This is a genomic window from Coprococcus sp. AF38-1 (genome assembly GCF_003603945.1).
GTDB lineage: Bacteria > Bacillota > Clostridia > Lachnospirales > Lachnospiraceae > Coprococcus > Coprococcus aceti.
In genome coordinates, this window is sequence record NZ_QVGO01000002.1 from 217,411 (window position 1) to 236,248 (window position 18,838).

The window sequence follows — 18,838 nt, forward strand, 5'->3', positions numbered from 1 at the left end:
GATTCTGTATTGCCTTTCTGTCTGTATTGCGACTCAGTTTTTCATTCCATATTTCTTCAGGTCTACCCGGTCATTTTCAACCTCTATGCCGTCTGCCCTCAGGCGGTCCGCCTGGACATTTGCTCCACCGAACGCAAATGCTCCCGCAAGCTCACCCTTGGAATTCACCACGCGGTAACACGGTATATTCTCAGGATCAGGATTCTTATGAAGTGCATTGCCCACGGCTCTCGCCATCTTCCTGTCACCTGCCATCTCCGCAACCTGGCCGTATGTTGCAACACATCCCTTCGGAATCTTCTTCACCGCATCGTAGATCCTCTTTGTCGGACTGTAGGTTACTATGTCATAGCTATCCGCTATCATCTGCTTCACCGCATCATCGGGCACACTTCCATCAAGTATGATCGTATTCCAGTGCTCCTTGTTCTGGTGCCATCCAGGTATAACTGATTCAAATGCCTGCCTCCAGAAATCCAGCGACTCTGAATCAGCTTTAACGTTCAGATTGATATATCCATTCCTCTCATAAGTCCATAGAAATGCTTTCTTACTTCCCTTGACTCTCACAAGCTGCCAGTTCTGATCGTGAAATGGAGCCTCCTGGTAAGTGTCCGGAAATGAGAGACCATATGCCAGAACTTCCTCTCTTGTTGTCATGTGTATTTTTCCTTTCCTGTGTTGCGATTATGTAATTATCTGTATCCCTTAAGATATCTCTTCTGCTCATCCGTTATACGGTAACTCTCCACTGCCTTCTGTATCGTCTTTCGGTGAACCCAGTCGGACATGCGATGCTCTTCTATATATGGAATGACTGTATCCCACTGCTTTGCCAGTGCTGTCGCCATGTACCATGCAATCATCATGTTGACATAATACTCATCAGACTCAACTCCCGCCACAAGCTTCACATACTCAGGCTCAAAATTCTCGTCAAGATAAAGTCTCATGAGCATTCCTATTCCGTACCTTATAGTATAGGTCTCGCTTGAGGCAATCCAGCACTTGATGACCGGTAGCAGTTCTTCCTTGTGCTTTTCAAAACACTTCGGCGCAGGAAAATCACATGTCGCCCAGTTATCTATATATGGAAGAAATCTTTCTATCTCCGAGATACATCTGTCATAATCCTTTATCCTGGTTATGAGCATCATGTGGAGATTGTTTTCCTCGTAATAACGGTGTGGAAGTTCTTTTATAAACTTTTCTGACAGTTCTGTTCCAGCTATACTCTTCGCATACTTTCTGAGCACTGGAACTCTTATGCCTATGACAGTCTCCTTGTCGGTGTCAGGCATAAGCCTGCTGTGAAAATCTCTGTACTTTATATCCTGAAGTTCAAACAGATGCTTTTGAATCTCCTCCATATTTTCACCTTACGCTTTCTAATTTTCTCGTTGTTAGTTTTCCATTTTCTACATTTTTCTATTCTAACTCATAATTGTATACAACTATTATATCTAATACTATCTGAATTTCTTCACATGCTCCGATATAAACCGAAACAGTTCGATATTGACCTTCTCATTCTTCTCCTCCGCCTCAAGATATTCAGGCACTGAAATATCTGTCTGAACCTCTCCGCATACATCAACACCCAATATTCTTGAATGTCTTATACCACCGGCATATCTTTCATCATTACGACAAGCGTCTGTATTTTTTTCTTCACCCTGACCGCCAAGAAAGACACCGAGCAGGTGTTCAAGTCCACCGATTGACATATCCCCCTGACTCCAGTTTGTCTCCGTGTATTCTGTTCCGAGGACGTCTTTGTCTATAGATATGTACAAAGGCAGATCTGTTCTGATATGGTTCAGCTTATCCTCAGGCAGTCCACCATGCAGGTCTTTGGCAGAAAATATCAACAGTCTTCCGCTTGAGATATCCCGGGAAATATCATACGAATCATCGTACTCAGCTTCTTGTACATTATACCCACATTTATAGCTTCCCACATTTTCTTGTCTCCCCTTGGAACCTTTATAACTTTCCAAAGTCTGCTCTATATCTGACTCCGGCGGACCTACAACCACCAGCTGTCTTAGATTTTCATTCTGTATAAGAGTCTGTCCCGCCCAGTCTCCGCAGCTCATCATTTCTGGAACCATAGGTATCTGCATGTCTGTATGATGATCATACATAACCAGCCCAAACGGTTCGGTTATATGATCTGTTATAATCTTCGTTATATAATGATAATTTCCCGAATCTATATAATGTATACCCTGGATTCCGTACGGCTCTATCCTGCCCCATATTTTTTCATACGCATTTTTTGAACAATACATATCTGTCTCTTGTATATCAGAGCAATCTATGTATCTGAATCTATCTATATCTTTTATATCCTCATCACGATATACGTGAGTAAAATCCAAAATCATATTCTCATTTTTCACCTTGCTGTCACCCATATACAACCCCCATATATACAATAACAAGTCAATTTCGCAGCAATATCGATTAACCTGTCAATAATAAAATAATCTTAATATAAAAATCGCCCGACTGTATTCTAACACAACCGGACGATTTTAATCACTATTTGTCTTTCTTTTTCCTTATGTGGATCTCCGGGATTGCCACCGTGTCATATGTCACAGACGAGTCATCCTCACCCACATTATCCTCATTGTCATCATGGCTCTTTGTGTTCACCTCAGGAATAGCCAGATTGTCAAATGACATGTTGAATCTGTGATGCTTTTTATGCTGTTCTTTATTTTTTTCTCTCATAGTTGGTTATACCCCCTAAAGTATGTTTATGAAAAATGTAATTACCAGGCTGTTCAGGAAGTCAGCAAATAAACTTCCTATAAGCGGTATTATCAGATATGCCTTGACCGAAGGAACATAGCGGTCGCATATAGCCTGCATGTTCGCCATGGCATTTGGCGTTGCTCCCATACCGAATCCGCATGTTCCGGCGGACAGAACCGCCGCATCGTAATCCCTGCCCATCACGTTGAACACAACAAAATATGTGAATAGCATCATGAGTATGAGCTGCGCCGAGAGCAGTATGATCAGCGGAAGTGCAAGTTCTGCAAGCTGCCACAGCTTCAGTGTGATCATCGCCATTCCAAGGAACAGTGACAGGCAGATACCACCAAGGTTGTTGATCTCACCCATGTATATATCAAACTTACCGGAATACTCTCCGATATTTCTGATGACCGCAGCCGCGATCATCGCACCTATATATATAGGAAATGTAAGTCCTGTCTTTGTGAGAAGTTCCGATATGATGGTTCCTATTCCTACGGCTATGATGAGCTGGAACACAGCTGCCGCATACATATTGGTATGGCGCTCGTGTTTCTTCTCATCCTCAACCAGTATACTGTCGTCCTCGGCAACTGCAGTGTCCAGAAGCTTCTTCCTGTCTATGAGTCTCTTGCCAATAGGTCCACCTATAAGACTTCCTGCGATAAGTCCAAATGTTGCCGCAGCCGTGCATATAGTTGTTGCCCCCTTGACATCAAAATCCTCCAGCACCGGTCCAAACGCTCCTGCAGTTCCATGACCACCTACCATAGGTATAGATCCCGTGCAGAGTCCAACAAGCGGATCAAGATGCAGCAGCTTACTCACCCCGAGTGCCAGAAAATTCTGGGACACTATAAGCACCACAACCAGTCCAAGGAATATGAACAACGACTTTCCTCCGCTCTTTAAAACCTTGAGATTCGCCTGGAATCCAACGGATGTGAAGAAGAATACCATGCACACCTCTCTCAGCGTATCGTCAAATGTAAATTCTGCTATGCCAAGACTGTAACACACACAGGTCAGGACTGCGAAAAGCAGACCTCCTATGACCGGCGCCGGTATGCAGAATTTCTCCAGGAAATTAATTCTTTTCTTCAAAAACTGTCCCAATATAAGTACCAGAACTGACACCGCCAGTGTCTGATACATATCTATCTGTATCTCCATGTAAGACCTCTCTTATCTATATTATATACACATGCAGACATCCGTGATCAGATACCTTCTTAATCCAATATCATCTGCATATATTCTTTTCCGCATTCAGTATATTTATTATCAGCAGCTGACAACTACTGTTCAGCCGGGATCTCTATTCCTTTTTTCTGATAATAAGCTTTCGCACCATCATGAAATGGAATGGTCACGTTCTTCACAGCCTCACTCTCATCTATCTGGAAGGTGAGTGCTATTGAATACTGGATATCCTGCGCATGTTCAAAGAGAAGTCCTGTGAGCTCCTCCACTATCTTCTCATCCATATCATCCCTGGCGAGGAGCACTGCTCTGACACCGAGTGTCACAACATCCTGAGTCTGTCCCTCGTAGGTTCCCGCTGGTATGGTGTAATCCGTATAGAAGCCGTACACGGATTTTAGTCTGTCCCTGCATTTGTCATCTATTCCGATGAGCTTTACGTCACATTCCTTAGACAGCTCCTCGATCACCGAGGTCTGTATACCTGCTGTACAAAAGAATGCATCTATCTGTCCTGATTTGAGTTCATTTGCCGCATCCACATAATCGAGATTAACCGTGTCCACAAGGGATTCCACAAGTCCGGTCATCTTAAGTATCTGCTCTGCATTTCTCTGGGTACCGGACTCCTCCTCACCCACAGAAATCTTCTTGCCCTGAAGATCATCCAAGCTGTCTATTCCCGAGTCAGATCTCACCACGATCTGACACGCCTCAGTGTACAGGCTGGCAACTGCCGAGTACCCTCTGTACCTCTTCTTGTCCGTGGCGCCTGTTCCGTTGTAGGCCGCATCCACCAGATCCGCCTGGGCTATCGCCATATCCACATATCCGTCGGACAGAAGCCTGATATTCGCCGTGGAGCCTGCAGTAGCCTTTACCTCAAAATCAAGATCCTCATCCTCCGAGGATGCTATCTGCGCAAATGCGTTGGAGAACGCATAGTATCCGCCGCCAACTCCCGCGGCTCCCAGCTTCACGGAATCACTGCCGATGCCACACCCGGTCAGCGAAAGTGTCACCGCCATGATGGCCCCTGCCGCCATCAGACGTTTTATCAAATTCCTCTTTATCATGTCGTCCTCCTTGCTCTTCGCACAGCATTCTGTCTGAATCTTCTTTGTTCGTTTATTCATCACACGAAATAAAGGGCTTTTCAGCCCTTTATCACCGCCATCCATTTATTGAAAATACAATTTAAAATACATATTATTATTTTATCTGATTGTATTTAAAAGTCAACTCAGTATTACTATTTACTTATTATTCCCTGTCCATGCTCTTTAAAGTACACCATCATCTCATGGGTAAGGCTCAGGTGCTCCGGATAGTCCGGGATATCCTCACGCTTTACCCACTCTCCAGTTGCAAGCTCCTGTCTGTCTATTGTCAGGTGATTGTCACTGCCCTCCGGTATGTCTGCCTGACAGAAATAACCCATGAGAAGATTGCTGTCATAGCCCCATGGCTGTGACTTGTAATAAGTGATATTCTTAACGCTGATGCCGACCTCTTCCATGACTTCTCGTCTGACTGTCTGCTCAGCGCTCTCTCCTATCTCGGTAAATCCCGCAATCAGGGCATATCTCTTGTATTCTCTTCCAGCATATGTGGTAAGTATTATCCTGTCGCCGTCGATCACGCCCACTATGACAGCCGGGGCTATGACAGGAAATATCAGCCTGCCACAGGACGGACATCTGAGCATCCTCTCTTTTTCATCATATACAGTTCTCTCTCCACAGGCGCCGCAGAACCTGTTGGTTCTGTACCACAGTGACAGATGCCAGCCGGTAGCCGCCGCAAGCACCGCAGCCTTCGGTTGGCACGCCCTTGTCTTATACATGCTTCGGTAATCATATCCCGGAGCTGTCAGTCGGTTATCTCCATTCCACAGAAAATATGCAGTATCATCTATTGAAAAGAGATAAACCAGATCCCCTATTTTCCTATCGCATCCGGTTATTTTCTGCAGTTCTCCATACGTCATAAACCCAAGCAGGTTCTCATCATCCATAACTTTCGCAAATATCATTTTCTCAGAAAAAGAGAGAACCATATCGTGATCCTCTGGTTCTCTCCTGTTACTATATTGATTATTAAACCTCTGTGGTTCTATATCCTGTATCATACCTATATTTCCTCCACTATTCCAGATGCCCAAAGATCTCAAAGAGAATGACATCCCTCATTTTCCCTATTATTTTCCTTCAAAGACTTCAACCTGTCAATCCTTAATGTTGGTTACAGCCATGCCATGTAAACATAAAAAATCAGGCAATCGGTATTTCGCCAATCGCCTGATCTTTTTTATGTAGATATTGTATTTAAAATCTTTACGGGGAACCCCCGCTCATCTATTAAGCCTCTGCCTTCTTAGCATTCTCCTTCTTCATATTAACAAGCTTCTTGATACATGTGATAGCCACGATGATACCAAGTACGATAAGGAATACTGCTACAATAAGCTGAAGTCCCTCTACAAGGAATGTTGCTGTTCCAGCCTGGAACTTCTGTACATTGCCTATTACATTGAGCACGATAGCTGTAAATGTAACAGCAAGCATTATCAGCATAGGTGGGTAGAGCATTGCGTGCTTTCTGTTTGTTGCCTTGAGGAATACTGCTACGCCTATAAGTACAAGGGCTGCAAGCATCTGGTTTGCTGATCCGAAGAGTGGCCATACATTTGAATATCCACCCTTGCAGAGAAGATAACCAAAGAACAGTGTTATAACTGTTGCAAAATACTTGTTTGTAAGTATCTTCTGCCATACAGGCATCTTGGATGTATCTGTTGTGTCTCCCATGAAGAGCTCCTGGAATGACATACGTCCGATACGTGCAACTGAGTCAAGTGATGTAAGAGCAAGTGCTGATACACACATTGTCATGAATACATTTGCAACTGAGTTTGGAAGTCCGAACTTCTCGAGGAATCCTGCGATACCCTGTGAGAAGATCTGGAAAGGTGTAAGACCCTCTGGAGCCTTGCCGCCAACTGCGACAGCACCAACTACTATAAGTGAGATAACTCCGAGGAGTGTCTCAAGGATCATTGCGCCGTAACCTACGAAAAGCATATCTTTTTCATTTCTTACCGTCTTAGATGATGTTCCTGATGAAACAAGGCTGTGGAAACCGGAAACAGCACCACAGGCGATCGTTACAAACAGTGTTGGGAACAGATAACTCTTAGCTCCTGTTGATGATACAACTGTGAAACCATTGAATGCATTCAGATTCATATCAGGATGTCCTACCAGAACTCCGACAAATGCACCAACTAACATACCGATGAGCATGAATGTTGTCATGTAATCTCTTGGCTGCATGAGTAACCACATTGGAAGCACTGATGCAAGGAAAAGGTAAGCCATGATTACGTAATTCCACTGGTCACCATTTAAGTACCAAGGACATTTCATACCTACTGCAAACATTGCAACGATGAGGACGATGGCTACTATAGCTTTGAGCCACTCCCTCATATTCCTGCATGTCTTCATAACCACACCAAATACCATGGCAACTACGATGAACAGCATGGAAACTGTAGCTGCTGCAGCGCCGTTGAAGTTCTTTGTCACAGCTCCATCAGCTCCTGCTGTGAAACCGTTAAATGTCGATGAAACCATCGATGTAAATGCTGCTATAACAAGAAGTGTAAAGAGCCAGCAAAATAATGAAAAGAATCTTCTTCCTGCCTTGCCTATGTACTTCTCAATGACAAGTCCTATTGACTTACCCTCATTCTTGACCGATGCGTACAATGAACCAAAATCCTGAACTGCTCCGAAGAACACGCCTCCGACAAGCAGCCAGAGCAGAACCGGCACCCATCCGAACATGGCTGCAATGATAGGTCCCTGTACAGGGCCTGCACCTGCTATCGATGAAAACTGATGTGCAAATACTGTAAGCTTTGACGATGGTACATAATCCTTGCCATCCTCATTTGCAACTGCCGGGGTCTTTGCATTTGGATCTACACCCCATTTCTTGGCAAGCCATCTTCCATAGCCCAGATAGCCAGCACCTAAAACTACTACTGCGATAAGAATGATAACTAAACTATTCATATCTTTCTCCTTTCTCCCGCCTTGCAGCGGCTCCTTTTTTTAGTATATACCTGCTCATGAATCCGTAATGACCTCAAGCTGGCTGATACATGATTTATTCGTACAAAGAGTTTATACATAAAAAACACATAAAAAAAGGCTTCCGTCTCTATGCAATCTCATAAAGACGAAAGCCTGTATACTTCCGCGTTACCACTTTATTTGCCATCATAAAAGGATGACCTCTCTGACCTTATCTCGCCTGACCACTACTCACTGTCTATTGAAATAAGCTTCTATGTAACGGTAGAAAACCGGTGACACCTAATGTCTCTGGCATCTCATGACCAGGGAATTCAGTGCACTGCTCGCAGAGGATAATCATCAAGGACATACACCGTCTCACACCAACCGGCGGCTCTCTGAAGTATGCGATCTTTGACGACCGTATTCTGTTCTTTGCATTTGCTCTTTGTTCGGTACCTAAACTAGCACTGAAGTATTTTAATGTCAACCCATTTTTGCAAGTAAACAAAAACTCGCATTTTTTTCAAGTGTTTCAGCGATATATGTACGCCTGCGGCATATTTTTTCTTGTGAAAACAAAGTAATTTTATAATCGGCTCTCAAGACGTTCATGCCATCTCTTTCTTTTCTCGTCCGACCGGGATCTGTGCAAGAAGTATTGCGGCAAATATCAGCCCGCATCCTGCAAGCTGTCTTACCCCCATACGTTCTCCAAGGATGATCCAACCGGCAATGACAGAGAATACCGACTCAAGGCTCATGATCATTGAAGCGACAGTGGGATTTAGTCCGTTCTGTCCAACTATCTGAAGTGTATATGCCACGCCACACGACAACACTCCTGCATAGAGTATCGGAATCCACGCACTCAATGTACCGAGAGGCTGCACCCATGCCGCAATTCCAGCCACACTATGATGCATCTCCGAGAAAAACGCCGGGAATATGCTGAGAATCCCGCATACCCAAAACTGTATACATGACATTCTGACTCCATCCACAAGCGGTGAGAAATGGTCTATCACAAGTATATGTACTGCAAAAAGCAATGCACATACAAGCACCATAAGATCACTGCTCTGAAATGACAGTGAGCCGCTCATACAAAGCAGATAAAGCCCCATCACAGCTATAACTATTCCAAGCCATATATTCCAGCCACACTTCTTCTTCAAAAACAGACTCAGAATTGGAACCAGCAATATGTAACACGCTGTGAGGAATCCCGCTTTGCCCGCCGGTGTTCCCATATAAAGTCCAAGCTGCTGTGCAGAGCTTGCCAGAAACAGAACAGTTCCACAGCATATACCTCCAATCACAAGTCTCTTTCTATCTGATCTACTACATGGTTTCCTGTCAGATGGTTTTATCCTGTCAATTATAAATATGACCGGTATAAGAACTGCACCGCCGATCAGCGATCGTATTCCGTTGAAAGAGAACGGTCCAACCGTATCTCCTCCCTGTCTCTGTGCAACAAAGGCTACGCCCCATATAAAAGCTGTCAAAACCAGCAGCAGTGAATTCCTTACCTGTCTACTCTTCATCTCTGAAACCTCTCGTTCTTTTTAGTCAGTGCCACAGCATACAACATACAGGCACTCTATTATGTGTTGAGAATTGAACTGAGAAACGCCTTTGTCCTGTCATTCTGCGGATCCCCGAACAGCTGCTCTGGAGTTCCATCCTCAACTATGATCCCGTTAACCATAAATATAACACGGTCAGCCACTTCCCTGGCAAACCCCATCTCAAGCAGCAGTTTTTGCTGTGTTTCTTTATCAATTCTCTCAACAGTTTTATCATTTTCCCGGTGAAGAAACAAGTCCCCATGTATATATATTTTACCGTTTTACTACATACACAAAAAGCGGCAATGGAGTTCATATGGCTCCATTGCCACTTTTTAATATCCCGATTCCAGCCTTTGCTCAAATTCATCCTTTGGCAGGGGCTTGTCAAACACATATCCCTGTACTATATCACAGCCAAGCTTTTCCAGGTAGCCAAGCTGCTGATGTGTCTCAACGCCCTCCGCAACTGACTTTTTCCCGAGTCTTCCTATGAGGTCTATTATGCTTGCAAACATCACTATATCCTGATGCTTATTATTGTTTACATCGTCAAAAGGTATCAGCGATTTGTCTATCTTGATGGTATCAAGGTCAACCTTTTTGATCATGTTGAGCGAAGAAAATCCTGTACCAAAATCATCTATAGATGTACTTATGCCTCGTTCCTTGAGTCTTCCTATCACGCTGGACATGATCTCATAATTCTGATAATCCTCACTTTCTGTGAGCTCTATCTCAATATAGCTTCTGTCTATCCCAAATCTGTCTATGGTACCGGTTATTCGTTCTACCAGATCGCCTTCTTCCAGATGTCTTCTGGAAAAATTGACTGATACAGGCACAATCTTCAGACCTTTATCCAGTCTGCTCTTCAAAAAACCGCATACCTGCTCAAGCATATAATAGTCAAGTCTGCACACGCTGCCCTCTCTCTCAAGCTGCGGAATAAATCTCGCAGGTGTGACCACCTGTCCATCTCTCACCCAGCGTACAAGTGCCTCCGCACCATATATGCTTTTGTCTGCAATCCTCACCTTGGGCTGATAATATACTACAAACTCACCCGCAGCAAGTGCCTGGGGAAAAGCAGCCAGAATCTCCTGGTCATCCATAAGATGCTTCTGAATCTCTTTTGTATATACAACTATGGAGCCCGCTCCGGTTTTTCTTGCTGCCTGATACGTAATGCTGGTTCTGGCCATAACTTCCCTCGGCTTATCAACGCCTTCCAGGCAGGCTATCCCCGCTGTAACTCCCAGCTGGAATTCTCTTTTGACAGATCTGAACTCATGACTCATATGAACATCTTTAATCTTGCTTATAAAATCAGACACATTCTCATTACGACAGATTACAACGAAATTATCTCCTCCAAGCCTTGCTATCTCCTCATCGCTGTCAAGATATGACTTCACCATCTGCGCATAATTTCTAAGTATCACATCTCCCTGTGAATAATCAAAAACCTTATTCACATACTTGAAATTGTGGATATTAAAAAATATGCCTGTATAATCACCAATCCGTCCGTTTTTTATCAGATTCACCGCATAATACATCAGGGAATCCTGACTGGCAACACCCGTGTTGATATCTGTATTCATGATCTTTTCAAGCATGCACTGAGCCAATGTCCGGTTGTACTGAATAAATATCTCCCTAAATATAAACCTGTGTGTCTGTATCTCCTCTTCTGAATAACCCGGACCATATGGATAATCCTTGATAAACACAGTACCACCGGTTCTGATCTTCATCTCTATATCAACGGGGGTACCCAATTCAGTCACTTCTCTCTCGTATAATACCGCGCTGCTTCTTTCTCCAAGCGGCATAAACCTGTTTTTCGGAATATCAACAGTAATCTCCGCCTTTCCCAGCCTGAGCCTGTCAGCAATAGCAGCAAGACCATTCCTTATACACTGGATTCTCTGTTGCTGTGTATCCGCGTCCCCGCCTATGCACTCGAAGAATTCTTTCATCTGGCTGTCCATTTGTATGCTTTTATCAATTGTATTATCCATTCTCTCTCCTCCAGCCTTCAACACATAGCCTATATCGTCCGGTCTTAAATATCAAAATCGACCCAAGCGCATTAAAAATTAATAAATATAAACTCTTCCTACATTATAGCAGGGGAAAAATGAATGCACAATGTATTATCCTACCCCTGGCGCCTTTTGCCCCAGAAAAACAAGGCAACTGTGCCAGGTCCTGTATGGCTTCCTATGGTAGTTCCTATATAATTGATCTCCACCTTGCCGTCAAGTTTTGGAAATCTCTCCTCAACAAGCCTTGCCACAGCCTCGGCATCCTCCATACATGCAGACTGCGATATATAGCACTTGCCGGAATAATCAAGCCCATCCTGTGCATTCTCCTCCATGCGCTTTACTATCTCCTGAATAACCTTCTTTTTACCTCTTATCTTTGATCTCGGTATCAGCCTTCCCTCATCATCCATGTTGAGAAGTGGACATATTCCAAGTATTGTGCCGACTGTTCCAGCAGTCTTGGATATTCTTCCGCCTCTGATATAAAACGTGAGATCTGTTGAGAAGAACCAGTGGTTCAGGTCCAGCTTATGCTGTTCTATCCAGTCATGCAGCTCGTCTATGGACCTGCCTTCATCTCTCATGCCTGCCAGCGTGTCCATGATGAGCCCATATCCCGAGGAAGCCCCCAGGGAATCTACCACATAGAGTTTCCTGTCAGGGAATTCTTCCTCCAGATCCTCCCTGGCAATATTTGCAGAGTTTATAGACCCGCTTATTCCCGATGACAATGTCAGGTGAAGTATGTCATACCCCTGTTCAAGATAAGGTTTCCAGAAATCATAATATTCATCTGAATTCACCTGCGAGGTCTTCGTAGCCGCACCCTCTGTCATCTTTCTGTAAAATTCCTCAAATGGCATGGTCTGTCCCAGGTCATCAGGATGCTCCACACCATCAAGCTCGTAGTGAAAGCATATATATTTTACGTCTATTTTGTCAAAATGCTCCTTTGAAAGATCTGCTGTTGAGCAGCAGCTCAAGATATACTTTGCCATGTTTGTCCACCTCTCCAATATATTTATGATTACTTTTTTACATTCGCGTTTTCTTTTGATCTAGTATTAGCATTTTCTTTCGATTTAACATCCACTTTTTCTTATCATCGTTTCTTGCTTACTATTGTATCATCATCTGTACTTTATTCATAGTCATAAATACGATAAAAAACGGGCAAAAGCACCCACAACACGTTGTTTTAAAAACCATGTCATGGGCGTTAATATATATGATCATTTGTCATTTAAAATACAGTTGTTATCGCAAGTCGTTCCTCAATCAGTTTTTTCGCAGTGTTGAACCGGTCAAGATAATCTCCCGATATCATCTCACAGTGTACCCCATACTTGTCAAACCACGCCTTGAGCAAATCGCTGTAATATCTTCTCTCCCGCATTATTTTCTCATTCCGGGTCCCATCCTGGACAAAATCCGTTCCATCAAGATCAAGGAACAACACAAGATCCCACTTATTTGTTGCATTTATCGCGCCCGCCATATCTGTAAGCCTGCGTTTTTGTTCATCATCATCCATGAGCAGATCACAATAAAATCCCGTAGTCAGTGCATCGGTATCCACAAACAACAGTCTGTTGCTATGCCTGGCTGCCCTGCGTACCTCGTCCTTCTGTCTGATGAAGTTCTCCACCAGATCATCTTCAACCATGAAATTCTCGCCACCCGCGTACTCACAGGTGTCACGTCCTATCTCCCGTACAAAATTCGTGTTATATGCCAGCGCAAGATTCTCAACCAGTGTGGATTTTCCTGTGGATTCACCGCCGACAACCAGAATCTTTCTGACGTAGTGATCCCTGCACACCTCTGGAATATACTCCCAATGCGCCGTCGCCCACTCACGGATCTCTGTCGAGGATACCGGAACCTCCGCCCTGTCAAAGTACACGACCTCACTCTCCGGACAGTACAGGCTCTCAAACCTGCCGGTTCCAAGATAATCCGAACCACAGAACACTGCATCTATAGGCTTTCCTATCGTGTCCTTGATATCCTGTGCTCCCTTTTCCCAATAATAATCCGTATTATATTCTTCTTTTGAGACCGCCTTATCCTCTATCATGATTATCTTCACATTTGGCAGATGTCTTGTACTGTTAAGTATCCAGCGATATCTCAGTTCCTTTGAGGCAGACTCTCTGCCCTCACACCAGCTTATCATCACATACAGTTCCTCACACATCGCCGCAGCACGTATGATGTCGTGGATGTGTCCTATGTGAAGCGGATCAAACGAACCCCCATACATTCCTACCTTATATCTATACATAACTTGTCAGCCTCCCTTACTCTGTTGCCGTGCAGTCTTCGAAAACGTGTACTTCGTCCAGGCGATTTCTTCTGACCTCGCGTTCCCATCTGACACACATAATAACGGCATTTCCAAGGTATACTATCCACATGAGCAGCGTTGCTATGTTGTCATTGCCACTCACAAAGTTTTGTGCCCACATATATATTGTAAACACATCTACCGCAATCCATATCCACCACTGCTCCGCGAACATTCTTACAGATACAACCATCGCCACAACCGATGAAACCGTTGTAAACGCATCCACAAATGGCATGGCATCCCCGAGTCTCTTTAACAGCAGCCCATACAGAAATGTGCCAAGTGCCACCGCCAGCACCATGAATATCCTTCCCACCGCCTTCATGTGTTTCTTTCTGACCTCATGCGTCTCATCATTCATATGCCTTGACCACACATAGAATCCAACAAACTGCATAGGCACATAATATAGCGCATTGAGCATCGTCTCTCCGTACAGTGCAGCCTTATACGATATAACCGCGTAAAGCACAGTATTCACAAGACCGAATATGTACGCTGACAACTTCCCTTTTCCCGTGCACACTACACAGACCACGCCTGTGGTGGACGATATGATCCCCATAACCGTATCATCCCAATATATGGACAGCCCCACGATGACTGCACATGCGATAAGCAGCCAGGTGACCTCCAGCTTCTTCCAGCCCTCTATCTCATTTTTTATAAATTTCTTAAATGTCATCTATTCATTCCTCCCTTTTAAACATCAATCCACTACACTATAGTCTCTACTTCCTTGCATCATTCCTTCGCGTGAACAGTTTGGCAGGTCTGTATCTCTCACCGGACTGATATGCATCAGTCTCCTCAACATATTCCACAATCTTTCTTCTGAAGTTAGGTGTGGTAAGTTCCATGTCCCATATCTGTTCATATACATTCTGAAGCTCAGTGAGTGTAAATCTATCCGGCAGCAGGTCAAATGCCAGCTTCATATCTCTCCTGACATCCTCCCGCAGTCCTAGCACCGCCTCTGTTATGATTCTTGCGTGGTCAAATGCCAGTCCTTCACATTCCTCTATGTCGTAGCTGTCCGAGCTTCGTCCGCATGAGCTCATATCTGTTTTTCGCAGCACTGCCGTAAGTTTTATATCAGAGTCTGCATTCTTGAGAACCAGCCTGTATCTTTTCCCGTTTTGGACTTTATATGAAGCTTCAACTTCATTTTTCGCAATTTCTTCGCCTGTGCCTGACACCTCTGTCAGTTCAACCGTAAACCATCTTGCATCCTGTGCATCATCTCCTGCCTTAAGGCTACAGGCTCCGGCGTTCATAAGTGCCATATAAGTTGATGATATGACCCAGCCTCTCGGGTCTCTGCCCGGCTCGCCATACACTCCAACAAGCTTTACATATGCATCTCCTATACCAGTCTCTTCGCAAAGCTCTCTTCTGGCCGAATCTATGACATCCTCACCTTTTCTGCAGAACCCACCGGGCATAGCCCAGCTTCCTTTATATGGGAATCCACCTCTTCTTATCAGTAGTATCTTGAGCTTCTTCTCCTGAAGTCTTCTTACATCCTCGCACTCGTCATCCTTCATAACTGAAAATACAACCACATCCGCGGCAACAGATGGCCTGTCATATTTTGTCAGGTCATATCCGGCAAGGAATTCCTTCTCTTCGTCACTCATCTCATATGTCTTCATACGTATGCTTCATCCTCCTTTATATTTCCGCCGTTATCTGATTATGTCCACCTGACACATCGACATGGTGGCGAGCGCAGCCTCATGGCTCTCCGGCGTCACTCCTGCACAGCACCTCGCATCAACCTTGACATTTATCTCAGGGTACAGAGCCTTGATGATCAGAGCATTCGACACGACACATATATCCGTACAAAGACCTACCATCTCAACATCCTGAAGATCGAAGTCTCCCCATCCTGTATATCCAAAGCTGGTCTTGTTGATGTATATAGCGCCCGGGACTTCAAGACCTGCTGCGATCTCCCAGCCCTCAGTTTCCTCTATACAATGCGGAACCGGGAGATGACGACCTTCGTTTGTCTCCATGTAATCCTCATAATGCGTATCCCTTGTGAAGATAATCTCATCCCCGCGGTCAGCATACTCCTTTATCTTCTTTTTCACATTCTCCACGATGGCTGCAGCCTCCTTTGTTCCGAGAGCCCCATCAATGAAATCATTCTGCATGTCAACCACTATAAGCGTCTTTTTCCTGTTATCGTCCATAATTCTTCTCCTCCTGCATCTGCATGCGTTCCAACTTATTATCTTTTTGATAATATCTCCCGGTTATTTGTATGATATTATCATTTTGATAATATGTCAACCCATTATTTGAAACTTACTAAAAAACGGCAGTCCTGACATGCCATGTTCCAAGCCGAACCCGCATGCCAGCACTGCCGCGCTATTATATTTCAATTACATTTAATTATATGCAAATACTCTGTCAGTTCACACTCTGTCTCAATTTTCTTAGAAGTACAAATGCAAAGAACAGCACCGATATAACCGCGAACACCGCACCTACAAAACCGATATATGATATCGCGCTCTTGTCGCACACAATTCCGCCGATCCAGCTTCCACCTCCGATACCGAGGTTGAAAAGTCCTGAATATATGGCAGTCGCCACTGCGGAGCTCTTCTCATCAACACTTCTGATGACCTCCGACTGCGTGGTCACATTGAACGCCATGGCTGTTATTCCCCAGAATGCACATAGGAGTACCATGGTCGCCAACGTCTTTGACGCCGGAAGCAGAAGCAGCAGCCACACAAGAAGAGTTGCCATGACTGTACCGATAAATGCAAATCTGTGCTTGTCATAAAGCTTTGAGAACAGATAGCTTCCGAGAAGTCCCATCGCTCCAAATATCAGGAGCACTACAGTGATGACATTGTTCTGGAGCTTTGCAACCTGCTGCATGAACGGCTCTATATAACTGTACACCGTGTAGTATCCAAGCACGAACAGTATCGTCTGAATATACAGGCAGATGAGCACCGGATTCTTCAGAAGAGCAGGGAGATCCTTCACATGGAACTGCTCTCCGCTTGCGATCTTAGGGAATACAAATGCCATGTACACCAGAACCGCAAATGCTATGATTCCAACGATGAGGAATGTAACTCTCCATCCCATATACTGTCCAACAAGTCTTCCAAGCGGAAGTCCGGCTATAGTAGCTATGGACGTTCCAGTCACGACCATGCTCAGTGCAAATGATCTGTGTTCTTCATTTACAAGTCTTATGGCAACCGGTGAAGCTATCGACCAGAATATCGCATGGGTACACGCAACGCCTATACGCGATGCCATGAGCACTCCGTATGTCGGCGCGATCACGGACATGATCTGGCATATTCCAAACAGTGCGATCGTTCCCATGAACAGCTTCCTGAAATCTATCTTCGACACAAGAAGTATGAGCGGCAGGGACAACAGCATGACTATCCACGAATACACTGTGATAAGCATTCCCGCCTTCGACTCCGATATGCTGAACGACTTTGCAATGTCTGTCAGCAAGCCAATTGGCATAAATTCCGATGTGTTGAATATGAACGCCGAGACGGTCATTCCCACAAGCGGAAGCATTTCTTTTCTCGTCAATCTACTCTTCATATTTATTCCTCTTCCTAATAATATGTGGTATATATGATTATTTTTTTGTTCACCAGCCACATATTATAGGAAATGGAATTATGAGTCAATGCACTTTTGAATGGTTATACTGTCCAAATGTTAGATTGTACAAAAAAGAAGGCCGGAAACTCTCCGGCCTTCAGGGTTAAGGGAAAATTTTATGTGAAAAATTGTAGTACACTTACTTTACTGCGAGTCTCTCAAATGTCTCGCTCTCTTCAGGAATCGATCTGAGTCCTCCGCGCTTCTCGACACACAGGCTCGCAACCGCATTTCCGTATCTTGCACACTCTGCAAGCTCATCTATACTGAACTCCTCCAGTCTCTTATCCGCTCTGACAAGCTGTGATACAAATGCTCCCCAGAATGAATCTCCAGCCCCCGTCGTATCTACCACATGGCTGACGAAGCCGGGAACCTTCCGGCTTCCATCCCTGCTGCATATCAGCACACCCTCACTTCCCAGGGTGACCGCAACAAGTCTGACGCCGCTTCCCAGAAGATACTCTGCTGCCTCTTCCGGATTGGAAAATGGTGTGAGTAGCGCTGTTTCCTCGTCCGAAAGCTTCATTATATCTACAAATGGAAGAATACTCTTCATCCTCTCCATCGCATTTTCTCTGCTGTCCCACAGCGGTGCTCTGTAGTTCGGATCATACGATATCACCGCGCCGTATTTCTTTGCCTCCTTCACCGCCTGAAACGTGGTGGTTCTGGCCGGTTCATCCGTGAGAGACAGCGAACCTATATGGAACACCTTTGTGTCTCTTAACAGGTCGGCATCCACTTCCTTGTAACAGAGCATTGTATCCGCTCCCGGCTTTCTGGCAAATGAGAATTCACGCTCTCCGTTCTCATCCAGAGTGACAAATGCCAAAGTGGTAAATACCGTATTGTCAACCACTATACCTCTGGTATCTATCCCTGCCTGCTTTGCCGTCTCAACAAGGAAATTGCCGTGCATGTCATCTCCAACCTTACCAATGAAGGCAGTTTTAAGCCCGGCTTTACCGACTGCCGTGAGCATGTTCACCGGAGCCCCTCCGGGATTCTGCTCGAAGAGCTTCATCCCGGAATCAGTGCTTCCGGCAGGAGTAAAATCTATCAGGAACTCACCAAGAGCCACAACATCATATTTCTTTTCCATGTTGAATCCTCCTTGTGAAT

17 protein-coding genes, 1 pseudogene and 1 other annotated feature are annotated in these 18,838 nt (G+C 44.6%); all 18 genes and pseudogenes read right to left on the bottom strand.

From position 1 onward, the window contains the following. Positions 1-33 precede the first annotated feature (33 nt). The 18 genes and pseudogenes from DW025_RS03600 to DW025_RS03685 all read right to left on the bottom strand — a co-directional run bounded on the left by DW025_RS03600 (position 34) and on the right by DW025_RS03685 (position 18,818). Positions 34-660 carry a methylated-DNA--[protein]-cysteine S-methyltransferase gene (locus DW025_RS03600; protein WP_119998738.1) on the bottom strand — a complete coding sequence of 209 codons (627 nt, stop codon included), beginning with the start codon at positions 658-660 and terminating at the stop codon, positions 34-36. A gap of 35 nt (positions 661-695) precedes the next feature. Continuing rightward, entirely contained in the window at positions 696-1,370 is a 675-nt protein-coding gene (locus DW025_RS03605; protein ID WP_119998740.1) for a DNA alkylation repair protein, read from the bottom strand. A gap of 99 nt (positions 1,371-1,469) precedes the next feature. Then, positions 1,470-2,420 carry an arginase gene (locus tag DW025_RS03610; protein WP_117551137.1) on the bottom strand — a complete coding sequence of 317 codons (951 nt, stop codon included), beginning with the start codon at positions 2,418-2,420 and terminating at the stop codon, positions 1,470-1,472. Between the two features lie 127 nt (positions 2,421-2,547). Beyond that, positions 2,548-2,742 carry a hypothetical protein gene (locus tag DW025_RS03615; protein ID WP_004851427.1) on the bottom strand — a complete coding sequence of 65 codons (195 nt, stop codon included), beginning with the start codon at positions 2,740-2,742 and terminating at the stop codon, positions 2,548-2,550. A gap of 15 nt (positions 2,743-2,757) precedes the next feature. Then, a complete protein-coding gene (gltS, locus tag DW025_RS03620) occupies positions 2,758-3,945 on the bottom strand; it encodes a sodium/glutamate symporter (protein ID WP_055273905.1) in 1,188 nt (395 codons plus the stop codon). 125 nt (positions 3,946-4,070) lie between these two features. Further along, on the bottom strand, positions 4,071-5,048 hold the full coding sequence (locus DW025_RS03625) for a TAXI family TRAP transporter solute-binding subunit (protein ID WP_119998925.1): 978 nt from the start codon (positions 5,046-5,048) through the stop codon (positions 4,071-4,073). 179 nt (positions 5,049-5,227) lie between these two features. Then, positions 5,228-6,106 carry an NAD(+) diphosphatase gene (gene nudC, locus DW025_RS03630; RefSeq protein WP_119998742.1) on the bottom strand — a complete coding sequence of 293 codons (879 nt, stop codon included), beginning with the start codon at positions 6,104-6,106 and terminating at the stop codon, positions 5,228-5,230. A 229-nt stretch (positions 6,107-6,335) separates the two neighbouring features. Continuing rightward, a complete protein-coding gene (locus tag DW025_RS03635) occupies positions 6,336-8,057 on the bottom strand; it encodes a carbon starvation CstA family protein (RefSeq protein WP_117551134.1) in 1,722 nt (573 codons plus the stop codon). Positions 8,058-8,216: 159 nt separating this feature from the next. Then, positions 8,217-8,505 (bottom strand) — a binding site (T-box leader). A 166-nt stretch (positions 8,506-8,671) separates the two neighbouring features. Then, complete coding sequence (locus DW025_RS03640) at positions 8,672-9,610, bottom strand: DMT family transporter (RefSeq protein WP_119998744.1); 939 nt, start codon at positions 9,608-9,610, stop codon at positions 8,672-8,674. A 59-nt stretch (positions 9,611-9,669) separates the two neighbouring features. Next, positions 9,670-9,816, bottom strand: a pseudogene (locus DW025_RS03645) (polar amino acid ABC transporter ATP-binding protein); the annotation flags it as partial. A 153-nt stretch (positions 9,817-9,969) separates the two neighbouring features. Beyond that, positions 9,970-11,661: a putative bifunctional diguanylate cyclase/phosphodiesterase gene (locus DW025_RS03650; RefSeq protein WP_119998746.1), complete on the bottom strand. Its 1,692-nt coding sequence runs from the start codon at positions 11,659-11,661 to the stop codon at positions 9,970-9,972. Between the two features lie 140 nt (positions 11,662-11,801). After that, on the bottom strand, positions 11,802-12,689 hold the full coding sequence (locus tag DW025_RS03655; protein WP_055280611.1) for a DegV family protein: 888 nt from the start codon (positions 12,687-12,689) through the stop codon (positions 11,802-11,804). A 245-nt stretch (positions 12,690-12,934) separates the two neighbouring features. Next, on the bottom strand, positions 12,935-13,978 hold the full coding sequence (locus DW025_RS03660) for an AAA family ATPase (protein WP_119998747.1): 1,044 nt from the start codon (positions 13,976-13,978) through the stop codon (positions 12,935-12,937). Positions 13,979-13,994: 16 nt separating this feature from the next. Beyond that, entirely contained in the window at positions 13,995-14,729 is a 735-nt protein-coding gene (gene pnuC / locus DW025_RS03665; protein ID WP_118758148.1) for a nicotinamide riboside transporter PnuC, read from the bottom strand. Positions 14,730-14,775: 46 nt separating this feature from the next. Beyond that, positions 14,776-15,699 (bottom strand): NUDIX hydrolase, encoded by a 924-nt coding sequence (locus DW025_RS03670; protein WP_055145723.1) that lies wholly within the window; start codon positions 15,697-15,699, stop codon positions 14,776-14,778. A 33-nt stretch (positions 15,700-15,732) separates the two neighbouring features. Next, positions 15,733-16,248 carry a cysteine hydrolase family protein gene (locus tag DW025_RS03675; protein WP_118758146.1) on the bottom strand — a complete coding sequence of 172 codons (516 nt, stop codon included), beginning with the start codon at positions 16,246-16,248 and terminating at the stop codon, positions 15,733-15,735. A gap of 223 nt (positions 16,249-16,471) precedes the next feature. After that, on the bottom strand, positions 16,472-17,650 hold the full coding sequence (locus DW025_RS03680) for a sugar transporter (protein ID WP_117551119.1): 1,179 nt from the start codon (positions 17,648-17,650) through the stop codon (positions 16,472-16,474). Positions 17,651-17,852: 202 nt separating this feature from the next. After that, entirely contained in the window at positions 17,853-18,818 is a 966-nt protein-coding gene (locus tag DW025_RS03685) for a carbohydrate kinase family protein (protein ID WP_119998749.1), read from the bottom strand. Between the last annotated feature and the right edge of the window lie 20 nt (positions 18,819-18,838).